This window comes from Streptomyces sp. XH2 (assembly GCF_049725035.1).
In the GTDB taxonomy this organism is placed as follows: domain Bacteria; phylum Actinomycetota; class Actinomycetes; order Streptomycetales; family Streptomycetaceae; genus Streptomyces; species Streptomyces roseoverticillatus.
Genome location: NZ_JBMMMZ010000004.1, coordinates 146,476 through 162,383, shown reverse-complemented (window position 1 = coordinate 162,383; position 15,908 = coordinate 146,476). Strand labels below are relative to the sequence as shown.

Sequence of the window (15,908 nt, the reverse complement as noted above, 5' to 3'; positions counted from 1 at the left end):
CGCCCCTCCCTCACGGGCGGGGCGCCGCTTCACCACGTCACTTCTTCGTGGCGATCCGCCCGTTGACGAAGACGGGGGCGCCGTCGTCGGCGGTCTCGATCGTGTTGTTCGGCACGGTGAAGCCGACCTTGCCCGGCTCGAAGACCAGGGCCATGCTCGATCCGCCGTAGCTGAAGTAGCCGAGCTCGTCGCCGCGGGTGACCCGGTCGCCCACGGCGACGCTGAAGCGGACCGACGAGATCTCGGTGATGCCGACGGGAATCACGCACACCAGGCCGATGTCGGGGACGGTGCTCTCGATGACCACCAGCCCGCGGGTGTTGACGTTCGCCTGGTAGCCCTGCGAGAGCGTGCCGGCGGACGTGTCCACGTCCTTCATCGGCAGCTCGCTGAACGTCAGCCCGGGGATCCTCTCGACGTGCCGCACGATCCCGTCGACCGGGGCGTGCCAGCGGTGGTAGTTCGCCCCGGAGAGGAAGGACTGGAAGACGTCGCCCCCGACGAACTTGTCCGTGTGCTCGTAGCCGCCGAGCATCTGGCGGAGCGAGTACGGCTGGCCCTTGAGCGTGATGTCGGCGTCCTCCGGGACGTCCGGCACGAACCGCACCACCGACCCGTCGTTGGGGGAGACGACGGCCTGCGGGTCGTCCTTGGCGCCGTTGGGGCGGAACTCCGGCTTGATGTGCCGGTTGAAGAAGGCGTTGAAGGACGCGAATCCGCCGTAGAGGGCGCCGGGTTCGGGGATGACGAACTCGTAGAGCTTGTTCTGCTCGGAGGCGGCCTGGCACAGCCACCCGTCCGGGCCCTCGTTGAGGACGTAGCGGCTCTCCGGGCTGTCCAGGAACGAGCACCAGGCGGACAGGATGCCCAGGAGCCTGGCGTTGAACTGTTCGTTGCGGAAGGCGTCCCAGCCCGCCTGCGTCGCCATCATGTAGCAGAACAGGGCGGACATGGGGAAGAAGACCCGCTCGGTCGGGTCCAGGCGGTACTCGGGCGCCGTCACGGTGATCTCGTCGAGACAGTTCAGCATCTCGTCGATGTCCTTGACGTGCTTGGCCTTGTGCTGCGGATCGAGCTGCCGAGCCTGGTCGATCATCTGGGTCACGAGGTCCTTGAGGACCTTGTCGCTGTTGAGGAGTTCTTCCAGCTGCTTGACGGAATCGACGTGGTCCGCCGTCCGCTTCCGCGCCCTGGCGACGAACTCCGTCAGCCACGCGTCGACCGCCTTGCGGCTGCGCGGCAGATAGCCGGCCGCGCGGCCGAACGAGTTCTGGTAGCGGGCTTCGAGCGCTGCGGCCGGGCCGGGCTTGACCATGGTCGTCCCTTCGTCGATCGGACCTGGAACGGCGCCGCACCGGCGTACGGGAACCCCTGTCCCGTACGCCGGTCCTGCGTCGGACGTCCGACCGTAGTGGGCCGTTCCGTAAGGCCGCAGGAGCCCGAATCAGCCGCGGCCGGCCGGCACCGCCGGGGCCGCCTGGGCGGCCTGCTGCGGCCGGGACGCGGCCGGCTTCGCGGGGCGGCGGACGAGGGCCAGCGCAATCAGCCCGCCCAGGATCCCCAGCGAGCCGGAGACGAGGAACGTCTGGCGCAGCCCGGCCGCGAAGGCCTCGTGCACGAACTGCCCGAGCAGCTCCCGCTGTGCGGGGGCGGCGTGGGCGACGACCGCGCCGGCCTGGCCGCCCGCGAGCGCGTCGGCGGTCGCGGAGGGGTCGGCGACGGCACCCGCCCCCTGGTCGCGGAGCGCGCCCGCGAGCCCGGCGTGGAAGACCACGCCCAGGACGGCGATGCCCAGGGCGTTGCCGAGCTGGCGCGCGGTGTTGACGGCGCCGCTGGCCATTCCGCCGCGCTCCGGCGCGACGGAGGCCATCGCCGCGGACGCCAGCATGGGCGTGGCGATGCCGACGCCGATGCCGGTCACCGCGAGGCCGGGCGCGAGGGCGGTCCACGTCGAGCCCGCGTCCACCGTCGCCTGGAGGAAGGCGCCCGCACCGATCAGCAGCAGCCCGGCGCCGATGGTCCAGCGCGGCGAGACGTCGTGCAGGAAGCGCCCGGCCAGCGACGCGACGACGAACGCCGCGGCGCTCATGGGCAGGCACGCGAGGCCCGCCGCGACCGGCCCCATGCCGCGGACGGACTGCAGCCACAGCGAGGTGTAGGCGAGGTAGGAGAACGCGGCGACGGACAGCAGCACCGCGGCCGCCATGAGGCCCGAGAACGACGCCCCGCGGAACAGCGCCAGGTCCAGCAGCGGCTGCTCGCGGCGCGACTCGATCAGCAGGAAGGCGACCAGCGCGACCGCGGCGAGCCCGAAGAGCCCCAGCGTGGCGGCCGACGTCCAGCCGTAGTCGCTGCCCTTGATCAGCGCGTACGTCGCGGCGCCCGCCGCCACGGTGAACGCGGCCATGCCGGGCAGGTCCACGCCGCGGCCCCGGCGGGGCGGCGCCGCGGCGACGAACCGCAGCGTCATCGCGACGGCCAGCACGCTGATGGGCAGGTTCACGAAGAAGATCCAGCGCCAGTCCAGGTGCTCGGTCAGCAGCCCGCCCATGATGGGCCCGGCCGCCGAGGCGGCCCCGCTGACCGCGCCCCACGCGCCGAACGCCACGCCGCGGTCCCTGCCGTGGTAGATGCTGCTGATCAGGGCCGTCGTCGTCGCGAGCATCGCGGCGCCGCCGATGCCCTGGACGCCGCGGAAGACGATCAGCGCCTGCGGGCCGGTCGCCAGCCCGCAGGCCAGCGAGGCGAGGGCGAAGAGCGCCAGGCCCGCCACGTACACCTGGCGGTGGCCGATCCGGTCCGCGAGGGAGCCGACGCCCAGCAGCAGCGCGGCGAGCGCGAGCGCGTAGATGTCCATCACCCACTGCAGGTCCGCGAACGAGGTGCGCAGGCTCTCGGCCATGTCGGGGAGTGCCACGACGACGATCGTCACGTCCACGAGCAGCATGAACGTCCCCAGGCACACCGCGACGAGCGGCAGCCACTTCCGCATTTCCCAACCTCCGGAGGGTCTTGTACGAGGTGGTCGAAGGTCGCATCCGATGGCTTTTTCTCAGAACCCACGGCCCCATGGCTGACGGAATCCCATGCTGTAGTGCTGTGAAATGATGGAAAACATGACTGACCCTGAGCAGGTGTTCGATCTACTCGACCAGCGGCTGGTGCAGGCGCTGATGATCGACGGCCGGGCCGCGTTCAGCCGGATCGCCGCCGTCCTCGGCACCACGGACCAGACGGTGATCCGCCGCTACCGCCGGCTGCGCGGCGCGGGCCTGCTGCGGGTGCTCGGCCTGCCCGAGGGCGAGCGCGTCGGCCTCTACGAGTCCAGGCTGCGCATCCAGTGCGTCCCGGGAGCGGCCGTCGCCATCGCGGAGGCCCTGGCCCGCCGCCCGGACACGGGCTGGGTCAAGATCTTCTCGGGTGGTACGGAGGTGGGCTGCCTCGTCAGCTCGCGCACGCGGGAGGACCACGAGGCGCTCCTGCTCCGCAAGCTGCCGCGCACCCAGCAGGTCACGGGCGTCACGGCGCAGACCATGCTGCACGAGTACACCGGAGGCGCGAACCGCCGGTTCGGGCGGGACCGGCTGACGCCGGAGGAGATCGCCGCGCTGGAGCCGGGGCCGGTGGACGGGGAGGGCGAGGACATCGTCCGGCTCGACGACGCCGACCACGCGATGCTGGCCGTCCTCGCCCGGGACGGCAGGGCGGGCTATCCGGAGCTCGCGAAGGCGGCGGGCCGGTCGGAGTCCACGGTCCGGCGGCGCATCGAGTACCTGCGGGGGACCGGCGCGATCTCCTTCGACGTCGAGGTCCACTCCGTCCACTTCGGCTTCGGGATCGAGGCGGGGATCTCCGCCAGGGTCGCGCCGAGCGAACTGGCGGCGGTGGGGCGGGCGCTCGCAGAGCACCCCCAGGTGCCGTTCGCCGCGGCCGTGACCGGTGCGGCGAACCTCGCCGCCACGGTGCTCTGCCGTGACCAGCGCGACCTGTACCGCTACATGACCGAGGGCATCGGCGCGCTGACGGCCGTGCGCCGGCTGGAGGTCCTTCCGGTGCTGCGGCAGGTGAAGCGGGCGGGGCTGCTGAGCGACGGCAGCAGGCTCTACGACGCCCCGTGACGCCGTATGCCGCACGCCGCACGCCGCGAAGAGTGTTGCCGGCGGTCCCGGCCCAGGGGTAGGCCGGGGCCGCCGGGGGTGTCCGAGGGGAGCGGAGCACCCGAACGGAACGCGCAGGGCCGATGAGGAGGGTCTCGTCCCTGGTGTTCGCCACTGGCGCCCCGGGTGCTCGCCGTCGCGAGCGCTGCAGGCCCGGGTGCCACACGCAGTAAATATATTTACTGCCCAGTAAGCAAGGGAATGAAAATTTTCATTCGCGACGGAGACCGATCCGGAACTGAAAGTCCTGATATCGGATGCGGGGCCGTCCGCCGGCCGGCCGGCGGGATCAGTCGTCGAGGAAGAAGTCGTGCTGCTCCGCCGCCTGCTCGTACTTCTCCAGCCGCAGCTGGGTGCGCTCCGGATCGGCGTCGGCCATGGCCTGGAGGAGCGCCGCCGACAGGATCCCGGGCGCCGCGTACGAGTCGAAGACCAGGCGCGACCCCGTGCCGGCCGTGAGCGTCACGTCGGCCTCCCCGGCCAGGGGGCCCAGGCCCGCGTCCGTGATCAGCGCGACGCGCAGCCCCGTGCGGCGCGCGGCCCGCATCGCCGCCAGCATCTCCTTGGAGTGCCTCGGCATGGCGAACGCGAGCACCCACGTGCCGCCCGCCTCCCGGGACTGCAGCAGGGCGTCGTAGGCGACGCTGCCGCCGCGGGAGACCAGCCGGACGTCGGGGTGGATCCGCTTCGCCGCGTAGGCGAAGTACTCCGCCAGCGATACGGAGATCCGCAGGCCGAGGATCGTCAGCGGGACGGACCGGGCGAGCTCGCGGCCGATCTCCAGCACCTGGTCGGTGTCCGTGAAGGCGCGGCGCAGGCTCTCCAGGTTCTCGATCTCGGCGTCCACGGCCGCCTGCAGTTCGTTGCGGCGGTCCTCCTCGCGCGCGCCGGGCACGCTCGCGACCGCGCTCAGCGCGATGGGCTGCAGGGCTTCCCGCAGGGCGGGATATCCGCTGAAGCCCACGGAGGAGGCGAAGCGGGTGACCGAGGGCTGGCTCACGCCGACCCGCTCCGCGAGGTCCGTGATCGACAGGAACGCGGCCTCGGTGAGGTGGTCGGTGATGTACTGCGCGATGCGCCGCTGCCCGGGGGACAGCCGGTGACCGCCGAACAGGGCCCGGACCTTGTCCGCAGGGGCCGGCTCCGCCGTGGAGGGCCGTCCGCCGCCCGCCTTTCCCGGGCCGCCCGGCGTGATCGCGGACGCCTGCGCGCGTGCCTGCTGGGACGCCTGCGCGCGTGCCTGCTGCCCTGATGGCACCGGTGCGCCTCCTTCTCGTACCGCTTCCGCTCAACATAGCGGATGGGCACGCCGGCCCCCGTTCGTCAGTGCGAACCGAATTTCACGCTCGCGAAGGGGGCGTTCCGGGGCGCGTGGTGCCCCGGCGGGAGGCGGAGCGGCGTGCCCTTGCACTCCTTCTGCGGGTACACGGTCGCCGGAAGTGCCGTTCCGTTGTGCGCCCCCTGGGACTCCTGGCTCATGGTGAGGCACCGGCCGTCCGGCGGGTTCTCGATGAAGAAGGGCGCGCCCTTGGGTCCCACCCAGGCGAACCACCCCTTGGCGGTGCCCGCCTTTGCGGTGCCCGCGGCTCCCGCGGGCACGGCCAGGGCGAGGGTGCATCCGGCGACGGCGACGGCGACGAGTGCGGGACGGAAGAAACGCATCACTGATCCTTCGACTCGGTTGCGGGAGAAATCCCGGGAATGCCCGGAAAGTCTTCACACGGTGAACGACGCCGGGCGGGCATGGTCACCCCGGCCCGCCCCGGTCGCCCTCGCCGGCCGGTCGCGCTTCCGTGCCGCGCCCTTATGGCGTCGAGGAGTCGTCGGGCTTGACCACGCACAGCCCCCAGATGACGAAGGCGCACAGCGCGATGATCACGATCGACCACAGCGGGTAGTAGGGGATGGACAGGAAGTTGGAGAGCAGCACCAGGGCTGCGACGACCACGCCGAGGATTCTGGCCCACAGGCTCACCCGGAACAGGCCGACGCCCACCATGAGCGCCGCGATGCCGAGGAGCAGGTGGACCCAGCCCCAGCCGGCCAGGCTGAACTTGAACACGTAGTTCGGCGTGTTGACGAACACGTCGTCATGGACGATGGCCATGATTCCCCGGAAGAGGTCCACGACCCCCACGACCAGCATCATCACGGCCGCGAAGAGCGTCAGGCCACTGGCGGCGGCCAGGGACTTCTCGGAGCGGGGATTGAGGGTGGATGACATGGGACTACCTCCCTTGCCTGTACGACAGCCCGTACGAAAGGCGGACCCTCACCTCCATCGTTTCCCCTCCCGTCGCCCCTGTCCACGCGAGCCCCGCCCGCCTGAGGCCGGTCAGCACGCCCGCGGAAGTCATGTAATATTCATCTCGCGCGCCGCTAGCTCAGTTGGTTAGAGCAGCTGACTCTTAATCAGCGGGTCCGGGGTTCGAGTCCCTGGCGGCGCACAAGAGGAAGCCCCCGCCGATCCGTCGGCGGGGGCTTTTCTTCGGTTCGACACCGGACGGCGCCCACCGCACGATGGAGGGATGCCGTCACCAGCTGAAGGCGCACCCCTCCGCATCACCCTGCTCGGCGGGTTCCGCCTGACCGGAGCCGACGGCTCCGTGCGGATTCCCGCGGGCTCCGAGCGCCTGCTGGCCTACGTCGCCCTTCGTCCCGGACCGGTCGCGCGAAGTGACGTCGCGGAAAACCTGTGGCCCGGCGCGTCCGAGGCCCGCGCCCACGCGTCCCTGCGCTCGGCCCTCACCCGGCTGCGCGGCGCGGGCTGCTGCCGGGCCCTCGACACCGGCCCCGCCGAGCTCGCCCTCGCGGACGGCGTGGCGGTCGACCTGTGGGCGCTCCGCAGCCTCGCACGGGGTCTGCTGGACGCCACGGAAACGCGAACCCTCGGTACCGGGGAGATCGACGGCCTCTCGCAGGACCTCCTGCCGGGCTGGTGCGACGACTGGGCGCTCCGCGAGGCGGAGGAGTGGCGGCAGCTGCGGCTGCACGCCCTCGAAGCGCTCGCGGGCCACTTCGCCGGAGCGCGGCGCTACGCCCACGCGGTGTCGGCCGCCGGGGCGGCCGTGCGCGCCGAACCGCTGCGGGAGAGCGCCCACGCGGCCCTGATCAGGGCCCACCTCGCCGAAGGCAACCAGTCCGAGGCGCTCCGCGCCTTCCGGAGCTACCGGGCGCTCCTGCGCGAGGAGCTCGGCCTGAGCCCGACGCCGGGCCTGCTCGGCCTGGTGGCCGGCCTCCGCCCGGACGGATCCCGCGTCGACGGGCATCACGCGGCGGTCACGTCGCGGTGACGGTCGGGTGTCCATGATGGGGGAGCGACGGAACGCGTTCACTGAACACGGGTGACGTCCATGGGTTACGTGATCAAGCATCCCCGAGGCAAGGTCGCACCCCGGAAGGCTCCGCTCCTGGTCCGGCCTCGGCGGTTCGTGTCCCACGTCGCCGATGCCGTGGGACGCCGCATCCGTTCGCTGCGGGTGCGGCTGGCGGCCCGGAGCAAGGTCGCGCCGGCCCAGCGGTGGTGGACGAGGGGGTCACCCAAGCGGTACCTCCCCTACCTCGGCACGCTGATCCTCCTGTCCTATGTCGGCTTCGGCGTCTACGCACTCCTCGGAGGCCCGGCCACTCCGGTGGAGAAGTGGTGCAAGGCGACCGGCACCGGTTGCACCGTGGTCTACGGATTCCTCACCCCGTTCCTGAGCCTCGGCCTCGCCACGATCGTCTTCTTCTATGCGACTTACGGCACGGTACGCAGAACCCTCATCAGGGCGGCCAGGAAGGACCCGCGCGGCATGGTGCCGACGGCCGGACCGGCCATCGCGGACGTGGTCGGGCGCAAGGAGATGTGCCTGGTCATCGCCCGGGCGCTGCGGGACAAGCGGACCAGGCGCCCGTACCTGCTCGTGGGCGGTGTGGGAGCCGGGAAGACGTCGGTCCTCGTAGAGCTCACGCGGATGCTTGCCGAGAAGGGTGCCGTCCCCGTCCCGATAAGACTGCGGGACGTCGACATGGACGCGGCGCGGCTCGACTTCCGTGAAGTGGCCATGAAGCGCTTCAGCGAGATGGCGGACCGCAACGTGCTCTCCGACCGGCACAGCGAGAGAGTGTGGCGCCAGCTGAGCATGGATGACAAGGCCGTCGTCCTCGCCGACGGCCTGGAGGAGACCTTCGCCGACGGCAGGAAGCAGAAGGAACGGGACGTGCTCATCCGCCGGGCGATCGAGCGGGCGGAGCAGGAGAAGCTCCCCCTGGTCATCGCCTCCCGTCCCCACGCGCCGCTGGAGCACACCCGGGCCGCGGTCGTCGACCTGGAGCCGCTGAGCGAGGAGGCGGCGCTGGGGTATCTCCAGCTGGACCGCGGGGACCGGGACCGCCCCGGACTGGACCGTATCGTCGAGACGGCGGGGGCGGCCGAGTCCCCGCTGTACCTGCAGATCGCGCGTGAGCTGCGGGAGCACCCTCCGCGAGAGCACCTGGACTGTGCCGATCGATGGGCGGAACCGAACGCGCGCGACGGCGACCGGACGGCGTCGCAGCGGCGGCTGCTCGACGCGTGGCGGGAGGCGCTGGTCACCGGGCGCATCCATGGCGAAGTGGCGCTGACCGCGGGCGACCGTGACAAGGTCGTCGAACTCATCTCGGCACTGGCCGGGATCGGTCTCCTGCGCGATCAGCTGGAGGTCCGGATCGGCGAACTGAGGAGGCAGCCGGACATCCTGGACCGGCTCTTGCAACGGCTCGACGACGGATGCAGCAGCGACGGGATCGACAAGCAGCGGCAGCGCGAGCTCCTGGCGCTGTGCGCGACGCAGGGAGAGCAACTGGGCCTGATCGAGACCCGCGGAGAGAAGATCCGTTTCCAGCACAGCATCCTCCAGGCGTACCTCGGCTCCGCATACCTCGACGTCAGGGAGTGCGCGCTCCTGGCCGAGGCCCTGGGCAAGGAGGCGGGCCCCGGCCGCGAGCTCCTCATAGGGCTGGGCCTGAACTCCCGGTCGCAGCAACCCGGTCCGCAGGAGCCCGTCGTCGAGGAGCTCCTCGAAGCAGCCGGCGCCCGCAAGGACGCCAAGGCCCTTGACATATACGCCGTCGCACTCGACATCGACAGGTCCGCAGGAGCCGCCCACCACCGTCGCATCGCCGAGACGCTCCGCGAGCGGTGGCCGGAGATCACGGCCGGCGACCGCAGGACGATCGAAGAGGCCAAGGAACGCTTGGTGCACCGGTTCGGTGAGGTTCTGCGGGCGGTCGAGTGCCCAGCCTACGAGCAGTTCTTCACCATCGCCACCGTCGAGCCCTCGTACCAGATCAGGCTGGCCGTCGCACAGGAGATCGGCGCCGGCGGGGACCAGGCGTTCGATGTCCTGCGAGCCATGTTCCCCCTGCCCAGGGAGGACGAGCACGGCAGGGACGACCCCTGGCAGCAGTACGAGAAGGAACTCCGCGAACAGTCGAACGCCGAGCGCTGGTCCCGCGAGAATCTCGTCAGACGGGCCGACGTACTGGGCGACGCCTACGAGAAGCAGGCCAAGGAGGCCGCCGCGAGAGGGGAGGAGCAGCGGCTGCGGATCTGGCGGAAGTTCGTCATGCGGGCCTGGCTCGTGCCGATGATGGTCGGATCGGTGGGCAGGAAGCACAGGGAGCAGGCGAAGGAGAGGCTCGCGCTCTGGCTCCGTCATCTGCAGCCGGAGCACGCCCGCCGGCACGGGGCGGACCTGCCGATCTCACTGGAAGTCGCCCTGGCCCAGGGGTTCATCAGCGCGGCCAACCGGAGACGGCAGCACCCGCAGACCAATCAGGAGGCGCGGGAGTTCCTGATCGCCCAGGCGGAGATCATGCTGACCCACGCCCGCTACTGGTACTCGCAGATGACCCTCATTCAGGCCCTGTGCCTGTGGGAGCTCCCGGACCGCGCGGAGGGAGACCCTCACCGCGATTCCGTAACCGCCCGGCCGGTGCGGAAGACCGATCCGACGAAGGCGGTGAAGCGCTGGCTGGCCCTGGCGGGCAGCAAGCAGGACCCGCGTGCCGTGCACCCGGGGGACCGGACCCGTAAGGGCGATCGCGTGCACCCCTTCGTCGCCGAGGCCGCCAGTCTCGCCGTCTTCGCCCTGGAGAGCGGCCACCCCGAGCAGTTCGTCTGGATCGACGAGATCGGCGTCATGAACACGATCGGATCGTCCTCCGCCGATTCCCGGGTCCACCGCCGCCGGCACCGCCTCTGGATTCCGCCGTCGGTGGGCTGGAGCAACCTGCATCCGCGCGCCCAGCAGCTGCTCGCCGACGTCTTCCTGCTGCGCAACCTCACCGAACGGGACTCGCAGCAGCCGGACGAACTGGAGGCGTGCCTGGAGCGCGCGGACCGCACCGATCTGCCGCCGTGCCTCGTCACGTACCGGCGCACGCTCAGGCCCGGGCGCACGGTGGGCATGACCGACGACGCATCACCGGGAAGCGCTTGCCGCGAGGAAAGCGCCTGCCGTGACTGTCCCTTCGAGCTCTGCCCCTACCCGGCCATGGGCACGCAGCCGCGGGCCGAAGTGCGTGAGGTGTTCTGCCGGCAGCAGCAGGCACTCCTGCGCCGCTACCGGTGGAGGAGCTACCTCAACCCGTTGTCCTGGACGCGCAAGAAAGCGCCGTGGCAGGACATGACGGCACGTGACCTCCGCAAGTTCTGGGAGGCCATGGCGGACCGGTCACGGACCCCCTCGGGCTGACGCGGCGCCGGTCGGCGGCTCAACTCCGCTCCGGCGCCCGCAGCACCAGCAGCGCCAGATCGTCGTGCCCGTCGCTCGGCCGGGCCTCGGCGACGGCCCGGCCGAGGACGTCGAGCGGGGCCCCGGCGTGGGCCGCGGCGACCTCGGCGATCGTGCGCAGGCCTTCGTCCAGCCCGTGGCCGGGGTGCTCCACCAGGCCGTCGGTGAACATCAGGACGGTGGCCCCCGCGGGCAGCGTGTAGCGGTGGTCGTGGCGGGTGAACCGGGCGTCGACGCCGATCGGCACGTCGGGCTCCGCGTCGAGGAAGCGCGTCGTGCCGTCCGCGGTCACCACCAGGGGCGGGGGATGCCCCGCGCTGCTCCAGACCAGGGACCACGCGTCCTCCCGGGGCACGAGGCGGACCAGGCACGCGGTCGCCATGGTGGGCTCGGCGACCGCCTCCAGGGTGCGGTCCAGGCGGCTGAGCAGCTCGCTGGGGAGGGCGTCCGAGTCGTAGGCGAGGGCGCGCAGCATGTTGCGGATCTGGGCCATGGTGGCGGCGGCCCGCACGTCGTGGCCGAGGACGTCGCCGACGATCATCACGCGGGTGTCGTCGGGCAGCACCATCGCGTCGTACCAGTCGCCGCCGAGCAGCGCCGGGTCCGCGGCGGGCTGGTACACCGCCCAGGCGTCGAAGGGGGAGAGGTCGGGCAGGCTCGGCAGGAGCAGCCGCTGGAACTGCTCCGCGCCGGAGCGGACGCGGCCGTAGAGGCGGGCGTTCTCGATGGCGACACCGGCCGCGCCGGCCAGCGCGACCACCACGGACTCGTCGTCGGCGTCGAAGGAGGCGCCGTCCTTCCGGTCGGTGAGGTAGAGGTTGCCGTAGATCTTGCCCCGCACGGTGATGGCGACGCCGAGGAGCGAACGCATCGGCGGGTGCCCCGGCGGGAACTGCGCGGCCTGCGGATGGTCGGCGATGCTGTCCACGCGCAGCGGGCGCGGGTCGGTGATGAGCAGTCCGAGGAGGCCCTCGCCGTGGGGGAGCGCCACCCCGGTCAGCCGGTCCTCCTCCTCGCCCCGCAGGCCGACGGGGATGAACTCGGCGAGCTTGGTGCCCTCCTCGTCCAGCACGCCGAGGGCCCCGTAGCGCGCTCCCACGAGGTCCATGGCCGTCGCCACGATGCGGCGGAGCACCACGGGGAGCTCCAGCTCCCCGCTGATCGTGAGTATGGCCTCCAATAAGCCCCGCATCCGCTCCTGGGCGCGGGCGAAGTCGGCCAGCTGCTCCCCGAGCCGGTCGAGGTCCGCGTCCAGGCTCGGCCGCCTGCGGGCAGGGCTGTGCGGAGGACGGCCGTCATGATCTGTCTCGCTTGCTGCCACCGGGCACAGGCTAGTGACTCGGCGTCCGGAGCGTGGCCAATACTCGTATGTCTGTCCCGTGTCGGCCGCACCCGGCCGCCGTCCGGGTCACAGCCCCGCGACGGCCTCCTGGCGGGCGTAGCTGAAGCCCTCGTCGTCGAAGTAGAAGACGGTGACCTTCACCCGGTCGCCCTTCGCGAAGTGCGAGCCAGTGGCGGGGCGCAGGGCGACCCGGGCGGCGTGGCTGTTGTAGTCGCAGACGAGCTTGCCGACCTTGATCGTCCCGGCGGCGACGGCCTCGTCGTGGGCGCTCGTGCCCAGCTTGGCCGCGTTGGCCACCAGCTGGTGGTTCATGCCCGGGTCGCAGGAGTACGTGACGTCCACGTGCAGTCCGGGCTCGTCGAGCGCCACCTTGTCGATCGTCAGGAGGTTGGCCTTCGCGGCAGCGGACGGGGCGGTGGCGAGCGCGCCCGCGCCGATCACGAGTGCGGCGGCCGTGGCGCCGGCGAGGCGGCGTGCGAAGCGGGACGACGTCATCGAGGTTTCCTTCCCCCTGGACCGCCGCGGAGCCCGGCCGCGCCGAGCGCTGCGACAGCTGTTCGTGTGTCGTGCGAGTGTCGCGCGAGGCCACGGATGTTACGTGACGTTCCGCGTGAACAGCGGTGGTTTCAGGCCACGTCCGAGGAGGCCGCGCCCCCGCTCCGGTGCACTCGGCACGGGAGCGGGGGCGCGGCACATCGCTGGTCAGCCGGTCAGCCGCAGGTGCCCGCCGGCCGGGCGCGGGTGACCACGTCGCTGTAGCCGGTCGTCGAGTCGATCCACACGACCTGCCGGGCGCCGGTCGCGGTCGCGGAGAGCTGCTCACCGCGGTTGCACGAGACCCGGCCCTTCTGCTTGCCGTCCGCCGAGAACTGCCAGAGCTTCGTCAGCGTCGCGTTGTCGTACGTCCCGGGCCCGGTCACGGGCGTCGCCACGGCGACGGTCACCGCGTCCTCGGAGGCCGTGAGGTCGGCGGCGTCGATCGCGCCCGGGCCCGTGGCCGGGCTGATCTCCGTCAGCCCCGTACCGTCCAGGTTTGCGCGGCGCATCGCTGTCCGCTCCGCCGACGCGTCGTCCTTGGCCAGCCAGTAGACGCTGTTGCCGCTGATCCCGGTGGGTCCCAGGGCCGGGTACCCGCCGAGCTTCTGGACCACCGTCGTCCGGCCCGTGGCGAGGTCGAACACCTCCACCGTGGAGGTGCGTTCGCCCGTGCCCCACCCGCGGTCGGTCCTGGTGTAGGCGATCCGGCCGTGGCTGATCGACGGGGAGGCCGTCGTCACGCCGGCCTTGTCCACCAGCTGCACGGGGATCCGGTCGCTCAGCCGCACGTACTCCACGTACCGGGAGATCGTGCGCCCCTTGGTCTCCATGACCACCACGTCGCCTTCGACGCCCAGCGGGGCCATGCTGCGCCGCAGGGTCCGCAGGCTCTTGACCGGCCCTCCCGCCACCGGCCGCGCGAGAACCTCCACCGACCGCCTCCCGTACGCCTCCCACACCACGGTCCTGCCGTCGGTGACCGGGTTGACGTGGTAGCGGCCGTCGTTGGGGCTGATCAGCCTGGGCGCGCCGGTGCCGTCCGTGCGCCCGGCCCAGACCGAGTACGGTTCGGCGCCGGTCTCGTTCGACTTGGACGCGGCCCACCAGCCGCCGCCCGCGCCCACCCGCGAACCGTCCGTATTGACCCTGCCGAAGAGCTGGTCGGAGTCCACGCCCAGGGCGAGCTCCCAGCCGGGCACGACGCCATGCGCGGCGAACGACCGCTCGACCGCCCTGAGGTCCCGGTCCGTGACCTTCAGGTCCTTGGCCGCGGCGAGGACCGCGGCCCGGCCCTCGGTGAAGCCGTCCAGCGGGGTCATGTACTCGGTGAGCGCCTTGTGGACGATCCGGTCGGCGAGCGTCCGGTCGATGTCCTCCCGCAGGTCCCACAGCGCGCCGGAGAAGATCGTGGAGTTGAGGTGGACGCCGCCGTTGTCCGTGGCGAAGCCCACGCCCAGGAACGACTTGGAGGTGTTCCTCCCGTCGTTGAGGTCGCGCACGGCGCACTCGCGCGGGCCCTTCGTCCGGCACAGCGCGTCGCCCAGCAGGCCCGCGTCCGGGCTGTCCATGGCGATGCCGAGGACGTCGGTCTTGACGGCGTTGCCGAAGTAGTCGGCGAGGGCCTCGTTCAGGGCGCCGGACTGGCCCGCGTAGACGAGCTCGGCGCTGTTCTCGACGACCCCGTGCGTCATCTCGTGTCCGACGACGTCCAGCGCCGCGGAGAACGGCCGGTACTCGGCGTCGCCGATCCCGTACACCATCTTGGCGCCGTCCCAGAAGGCGTTCGCGTACGTGCCGCCGAACGCGGTGACGCCGACGAGGGAGTTGATGGCCATGCCGCGGCCGTCGAGGCTGTCGCGGCCGTGGACCTTCTTGTAGTAGTCGTAGACCTTGCCCGCGGCCCAGTGGGCGTCGACCGCGCCCGCGTCGGTCGCCTCCTTGCCGAAGGCGGGCGTCGGCGAGGCGAACTCCTTGACGCCCTCCGGCCAGGTGCCGGACGTCTCCCACACGCTCCTGCCGCGCGCGTCCCACGTGGCGAGCACGTTCTTGCTGCCGTCGCGCATGCGGGAGTGGTCGCGCATCACGTACGTGCCGCCCGCCGCGTCGCGGGCGAGCTCCAGGTCGACGGACCGGCCGCCCAGCGTGACGCCGGAACCCTTCACTCCGGGGTCGTCGGCGGCGGCGCGGGCGCCGCGCGCGGCCGCGGTGGGCGCGCCCGCCGTGCCGGTCGCCTGCCCGGCGGTCCGGAACGTCTTGATTCCGCTGTACTGGAGGACCGGGTAACCGGCCTGCGCGTCGACGTACACCTCCTGCAGCACCGGCGCACCGGTGGCCGGGTCCGTGCCCCGCACCGTGACGTGCCGGGTGAGCACGCCGGGGCCCTTCGGCAGCACGACCAGCCCGCGGGACGTGCCCGTCAGCGGCTGCACCGCCGCGCCCTTCCCGTCCTCTTCCGTGCCCTTGCCGGAGCCGGGGTGCCGCGCATGGAGCCGGTCCGCGGTCGCGTCCACCGCCCGCTCGACGGCCAGGGCCTCGTCGACCTCGGGCGTGGTGTCCGCCGTCAGGCCGGTGAAGTACTTGCCGGAGGTGCCGGTGACGACGCGCTTGCCGCCCTTGCTCTCCATCCGGACGACGTACTGCCCGCCGAGCACGTCGACGCCGCGGTGCTTCTGCTGCAGCCGCACGGTCTCCGTCCCGCCGGCCGCGGTGGTCCGTACGGGCTTCAGGTCGCGGGCGGGCTCGGCGATCCGGTAGCGGTCCTTCTTCTCCGCCAGGTGCCCGCGCGCCGCGTCGGCCGCGCTCCCCGCCGCGTCGGCCCCGTCCCGGATCCCCGTCACCAGCGCGGGGGTCTCCGTCCGCTGACCGGGGATCACCTCACCCGGGCCCGGGTGAGGCGGTGCCGCCGCGCCGGCTGGCGCCGCGGAGACGACGAGCGCGGCGGCGCCGATCAGCGCCGCCGCACCGGTGATGCCGCTCTGTGCTCTTCGTAAGGGTGCTCCGGATGCTCTCGGTCTTCCGGTACGGCCGCCGGGTCTGCGTATGCCGGGCAAGGTGTCCCCCCTCGCGACGAGCCCGGCACCGGGGCGTGCCGGGGCAGCGCCATGGAAGCGGGGA

The 15,908-nt window shown here is 72.0% G+C and carries 11 protein-coding genes and 1 tRNA gene; 4 read left to right on the top strand and 8 right to left on the bottom strand.

What is annotated here, in order from left to right; genetic code table 11:
- Positions 1–37 precede the first annotated feature (37 nt).
- Together ACOTKD_RS10180 and ACOTKD_RS10175 are read right to left on the bottom strand one after the other, a co-directional pair.
- Positions 38–1,315, bottom strand: a complete 1,278-nt coding sequence (locus ACOTKD_RS10180; protein WP_424888552.1) for a phosphatidylserine decarboxylase family protein — start codon at positions 1,313–1,315, stop codon at positions 38–40.
- Positions 1,316–1,444: 129 nt separating this feature from the next.
- Entirely contained in the window at positions 1,445–2,992 is a 1,548-nt protein-coding gene (locus tag ACOTKD_RS10175; protein WP_424888551.1) for an MFS transporter, read from the bottom strand.
- 124 nt (positions 2,993–3,116) lie between these two features.
- Between ACOTKD_RS10175 and ACOTKD_RS10170 the strand changes: the two genes are divergently transcribed.
- Positions 3,117–4,118 (top strand): Lrp/AsnC family transcriptional regulator, encoded by a 1,002-nt coding sequence (locus ACOTKD_RS10170; RefSeq protein WP_424888550.1) that lies wholly within the window; start codon positions 3,117–3,119, stop codon positions 4,116–4,118.
- 328 nt (positions 4,119–4,446) lie between these two features.
- Here the strand turns inward: ACOTKD_RS10170 and ACOTKD_RS10165 are convergent, their stop codons facing one another.
- The 3 genes from ACOTKD_RS10165 to ACOTKD_RS10155 form a co-directional block, all read right to left on the bottom strand.
- Positions 4,447–5,415, bottom strand: a complete 969-nt coding sequence (locus ACOTKD_RS10165; RefSeq protein WP_424888549.1) for a MurR/RpiR family transcriptional regulator — start codon at positions 5,413–5,415, stop codon at positions 4,447–4,449.
- A 65-nt stretch (positions 5,416–5,480) separates the two neighbouring features.
- Positions 5,481–5,819: a hypothetical protein gene (locus tag ACOTKD_RS10160; RefSeq protein WP_424888548.1), complete on the bottom strand. Its 339-nt coding sequence runs from the start codon at positions 5,817–5,819 to the stop codon at positions 5,481–5,483.
- A 142-nt stretch (positions 5,820–5,961) separates the two neighbouring features.
- Positions 5,962–6,381: a DUF7144 family membrane protein gene (locus ACOTKD_RS10155; protein WP_424888547.1), complete on the bottom strand. Its 420-nt coding sequence runs from the start codon at positions 6,379–6,381 to the stop codon at positions 5,962–5,964.
- 149 nt (positions 6,382–6,530) lie between these two features.
- Between ACOTKD_RS10155 and ACOTKD_RS10150 the strand changes: the two genes are divergently transcribed.
- The 3 genes from ACOTKD_RS10150 to ACOTKD_RS10140 all read left to right on the top strand — a co-directional run bounded on the left by ACOTKD_RS10150 (position 6,531) and on the right by ACOTKD_RS10140 (position 10,876).
- A tRNA-Lys gene (locus ACOTKD_RS10150) sits at positions 6,531–6,604 on the top strand.
- Between the two features lie 81 nt (positions 6,605–6,685).
- Positions 6,686–7,450 carry an AfsR/SARP family transcriptional regulator gene (locus ACOTKD_RS10145; RefSeq protein ID WP_424888546.1) on the top strand — a complete coding sequence of 255 codons (765 nt, stop codon included), beginning with the start codon at positions 6,686–6,688 and terminating at the stop codon, positions 7,448–7,450.
- A 69-nt stretch (positions 7,451–7,519) separates the two neighbouring features.
- Positions 7,520–10,876 carry an ATP-binding protein gene (locus ACOTKD_RS10140; RefSeq protein WP_424888545.1) on the top strand — a complete coding sequence of 1,119 codons (3,357 nt, stop codon included), beginning with the start codon at positions 7,520–7,522 and terminating at the stop codon, positions 10,874–10,876.
- 19 nt (positions 10,877–10,895) lie between these two features.
- Here ACOTKD_RS10140 and ACOTKD_RS10135 read toward each other — a convergent pair whose 3' ends face one another.
- From ACOTKD_RS10135 to ACOTKD_RS10125, 3 genes are all read right to left on the bottom strand, one after another.
- A complete protein-coding gene (locus ACOTKD_RS10135) occupies positions 10,896–12,236 on the bottom strand; it encodes a PP2C family protein-serine/threonine phosphatase (protein WP_424888544.1) in 1,341 nt (446 codons plus the stop codon).
- A gap of 87 nt (positions 12,237–12,323) precedes the next feature.
- Complete coding sequence (locus tag ACOTKD_RS10130; protein ID WP_424888543.1) at positions 12,324–12,752, bottom strand: hypothetical protein; 429 nt, start codon at positions 12,750–12,752, stop codon at positions 12,324–12,326.
- Between the two features lie 215 nt (positions 12,753–12,967).
- The gene (locus ACOTKD_RS10125) at positions 12,968–15,667 is read right to left on the bottom strand and encodes a M4 family metallopeptidase (RefSeq protein WP_424888542.1); all 2,700 of its coding nucleotides are present in this window, start codon (positions 15,665–15,667) and stop codon (positions 12,968–12,970) included.
- Between the last annotated feature and the right edge of the window lie 241 nt (positions 15,668–15,908).

Coding starts and splice junctions, on each gene's coding strand:
- ACOTKD_RS10180 (WP_424888552.1), bottom strand. CDS start 1,315: ATGGTCAAGCCCGGCCCGGCCGCAGCGCTCGAAGCCCGCTACCAGAAC.
- ACOTKD_RS10175 (WP_424888551.1), bottom strand. CDS start 2,992: ATGCGGAAGTGGCTGCCGCTCGTCGCGGTGTGCCTGGGGACGTTCATG.
- ACOTKD_RS10170 (WP_424888550.1), top strand. CDS start 3,117: ATGACTGACCCTGAGCAGGTGTTCGATCTACTCGACCAGCGGCTGGTG.
- ACOTKD_RS10160 (WP_424888548.1), bottom strand. CDS start 5,819: ATGCGTTTCTTCCGTCCCGCACTCGTCGCCGTCGCCGTCGCCGGATGC.
- ACOTKD_RS10155 (WP_424888547.1), bottom strand. CDS start 6,381: ATGTCATCCACCCTCAATCCCCGCTCCGAGAAGTCCCTGGCCGCCGCC.
- ACOTKD_RS10145 (WP_424888546.1), top strand. CDS start 6,686: ATGCCGTCACCAGCTGAAGGCGCACCCCTCCGCATCACCCTGCTCGGC.
- ACOTKD_RS10130 (WP_424888543.1), bottom strand. CDS start 12,752: ATGACGTCGTCCCGCTTCGCACGCCGCCTCGCCGGCGCCACGGCCGCC.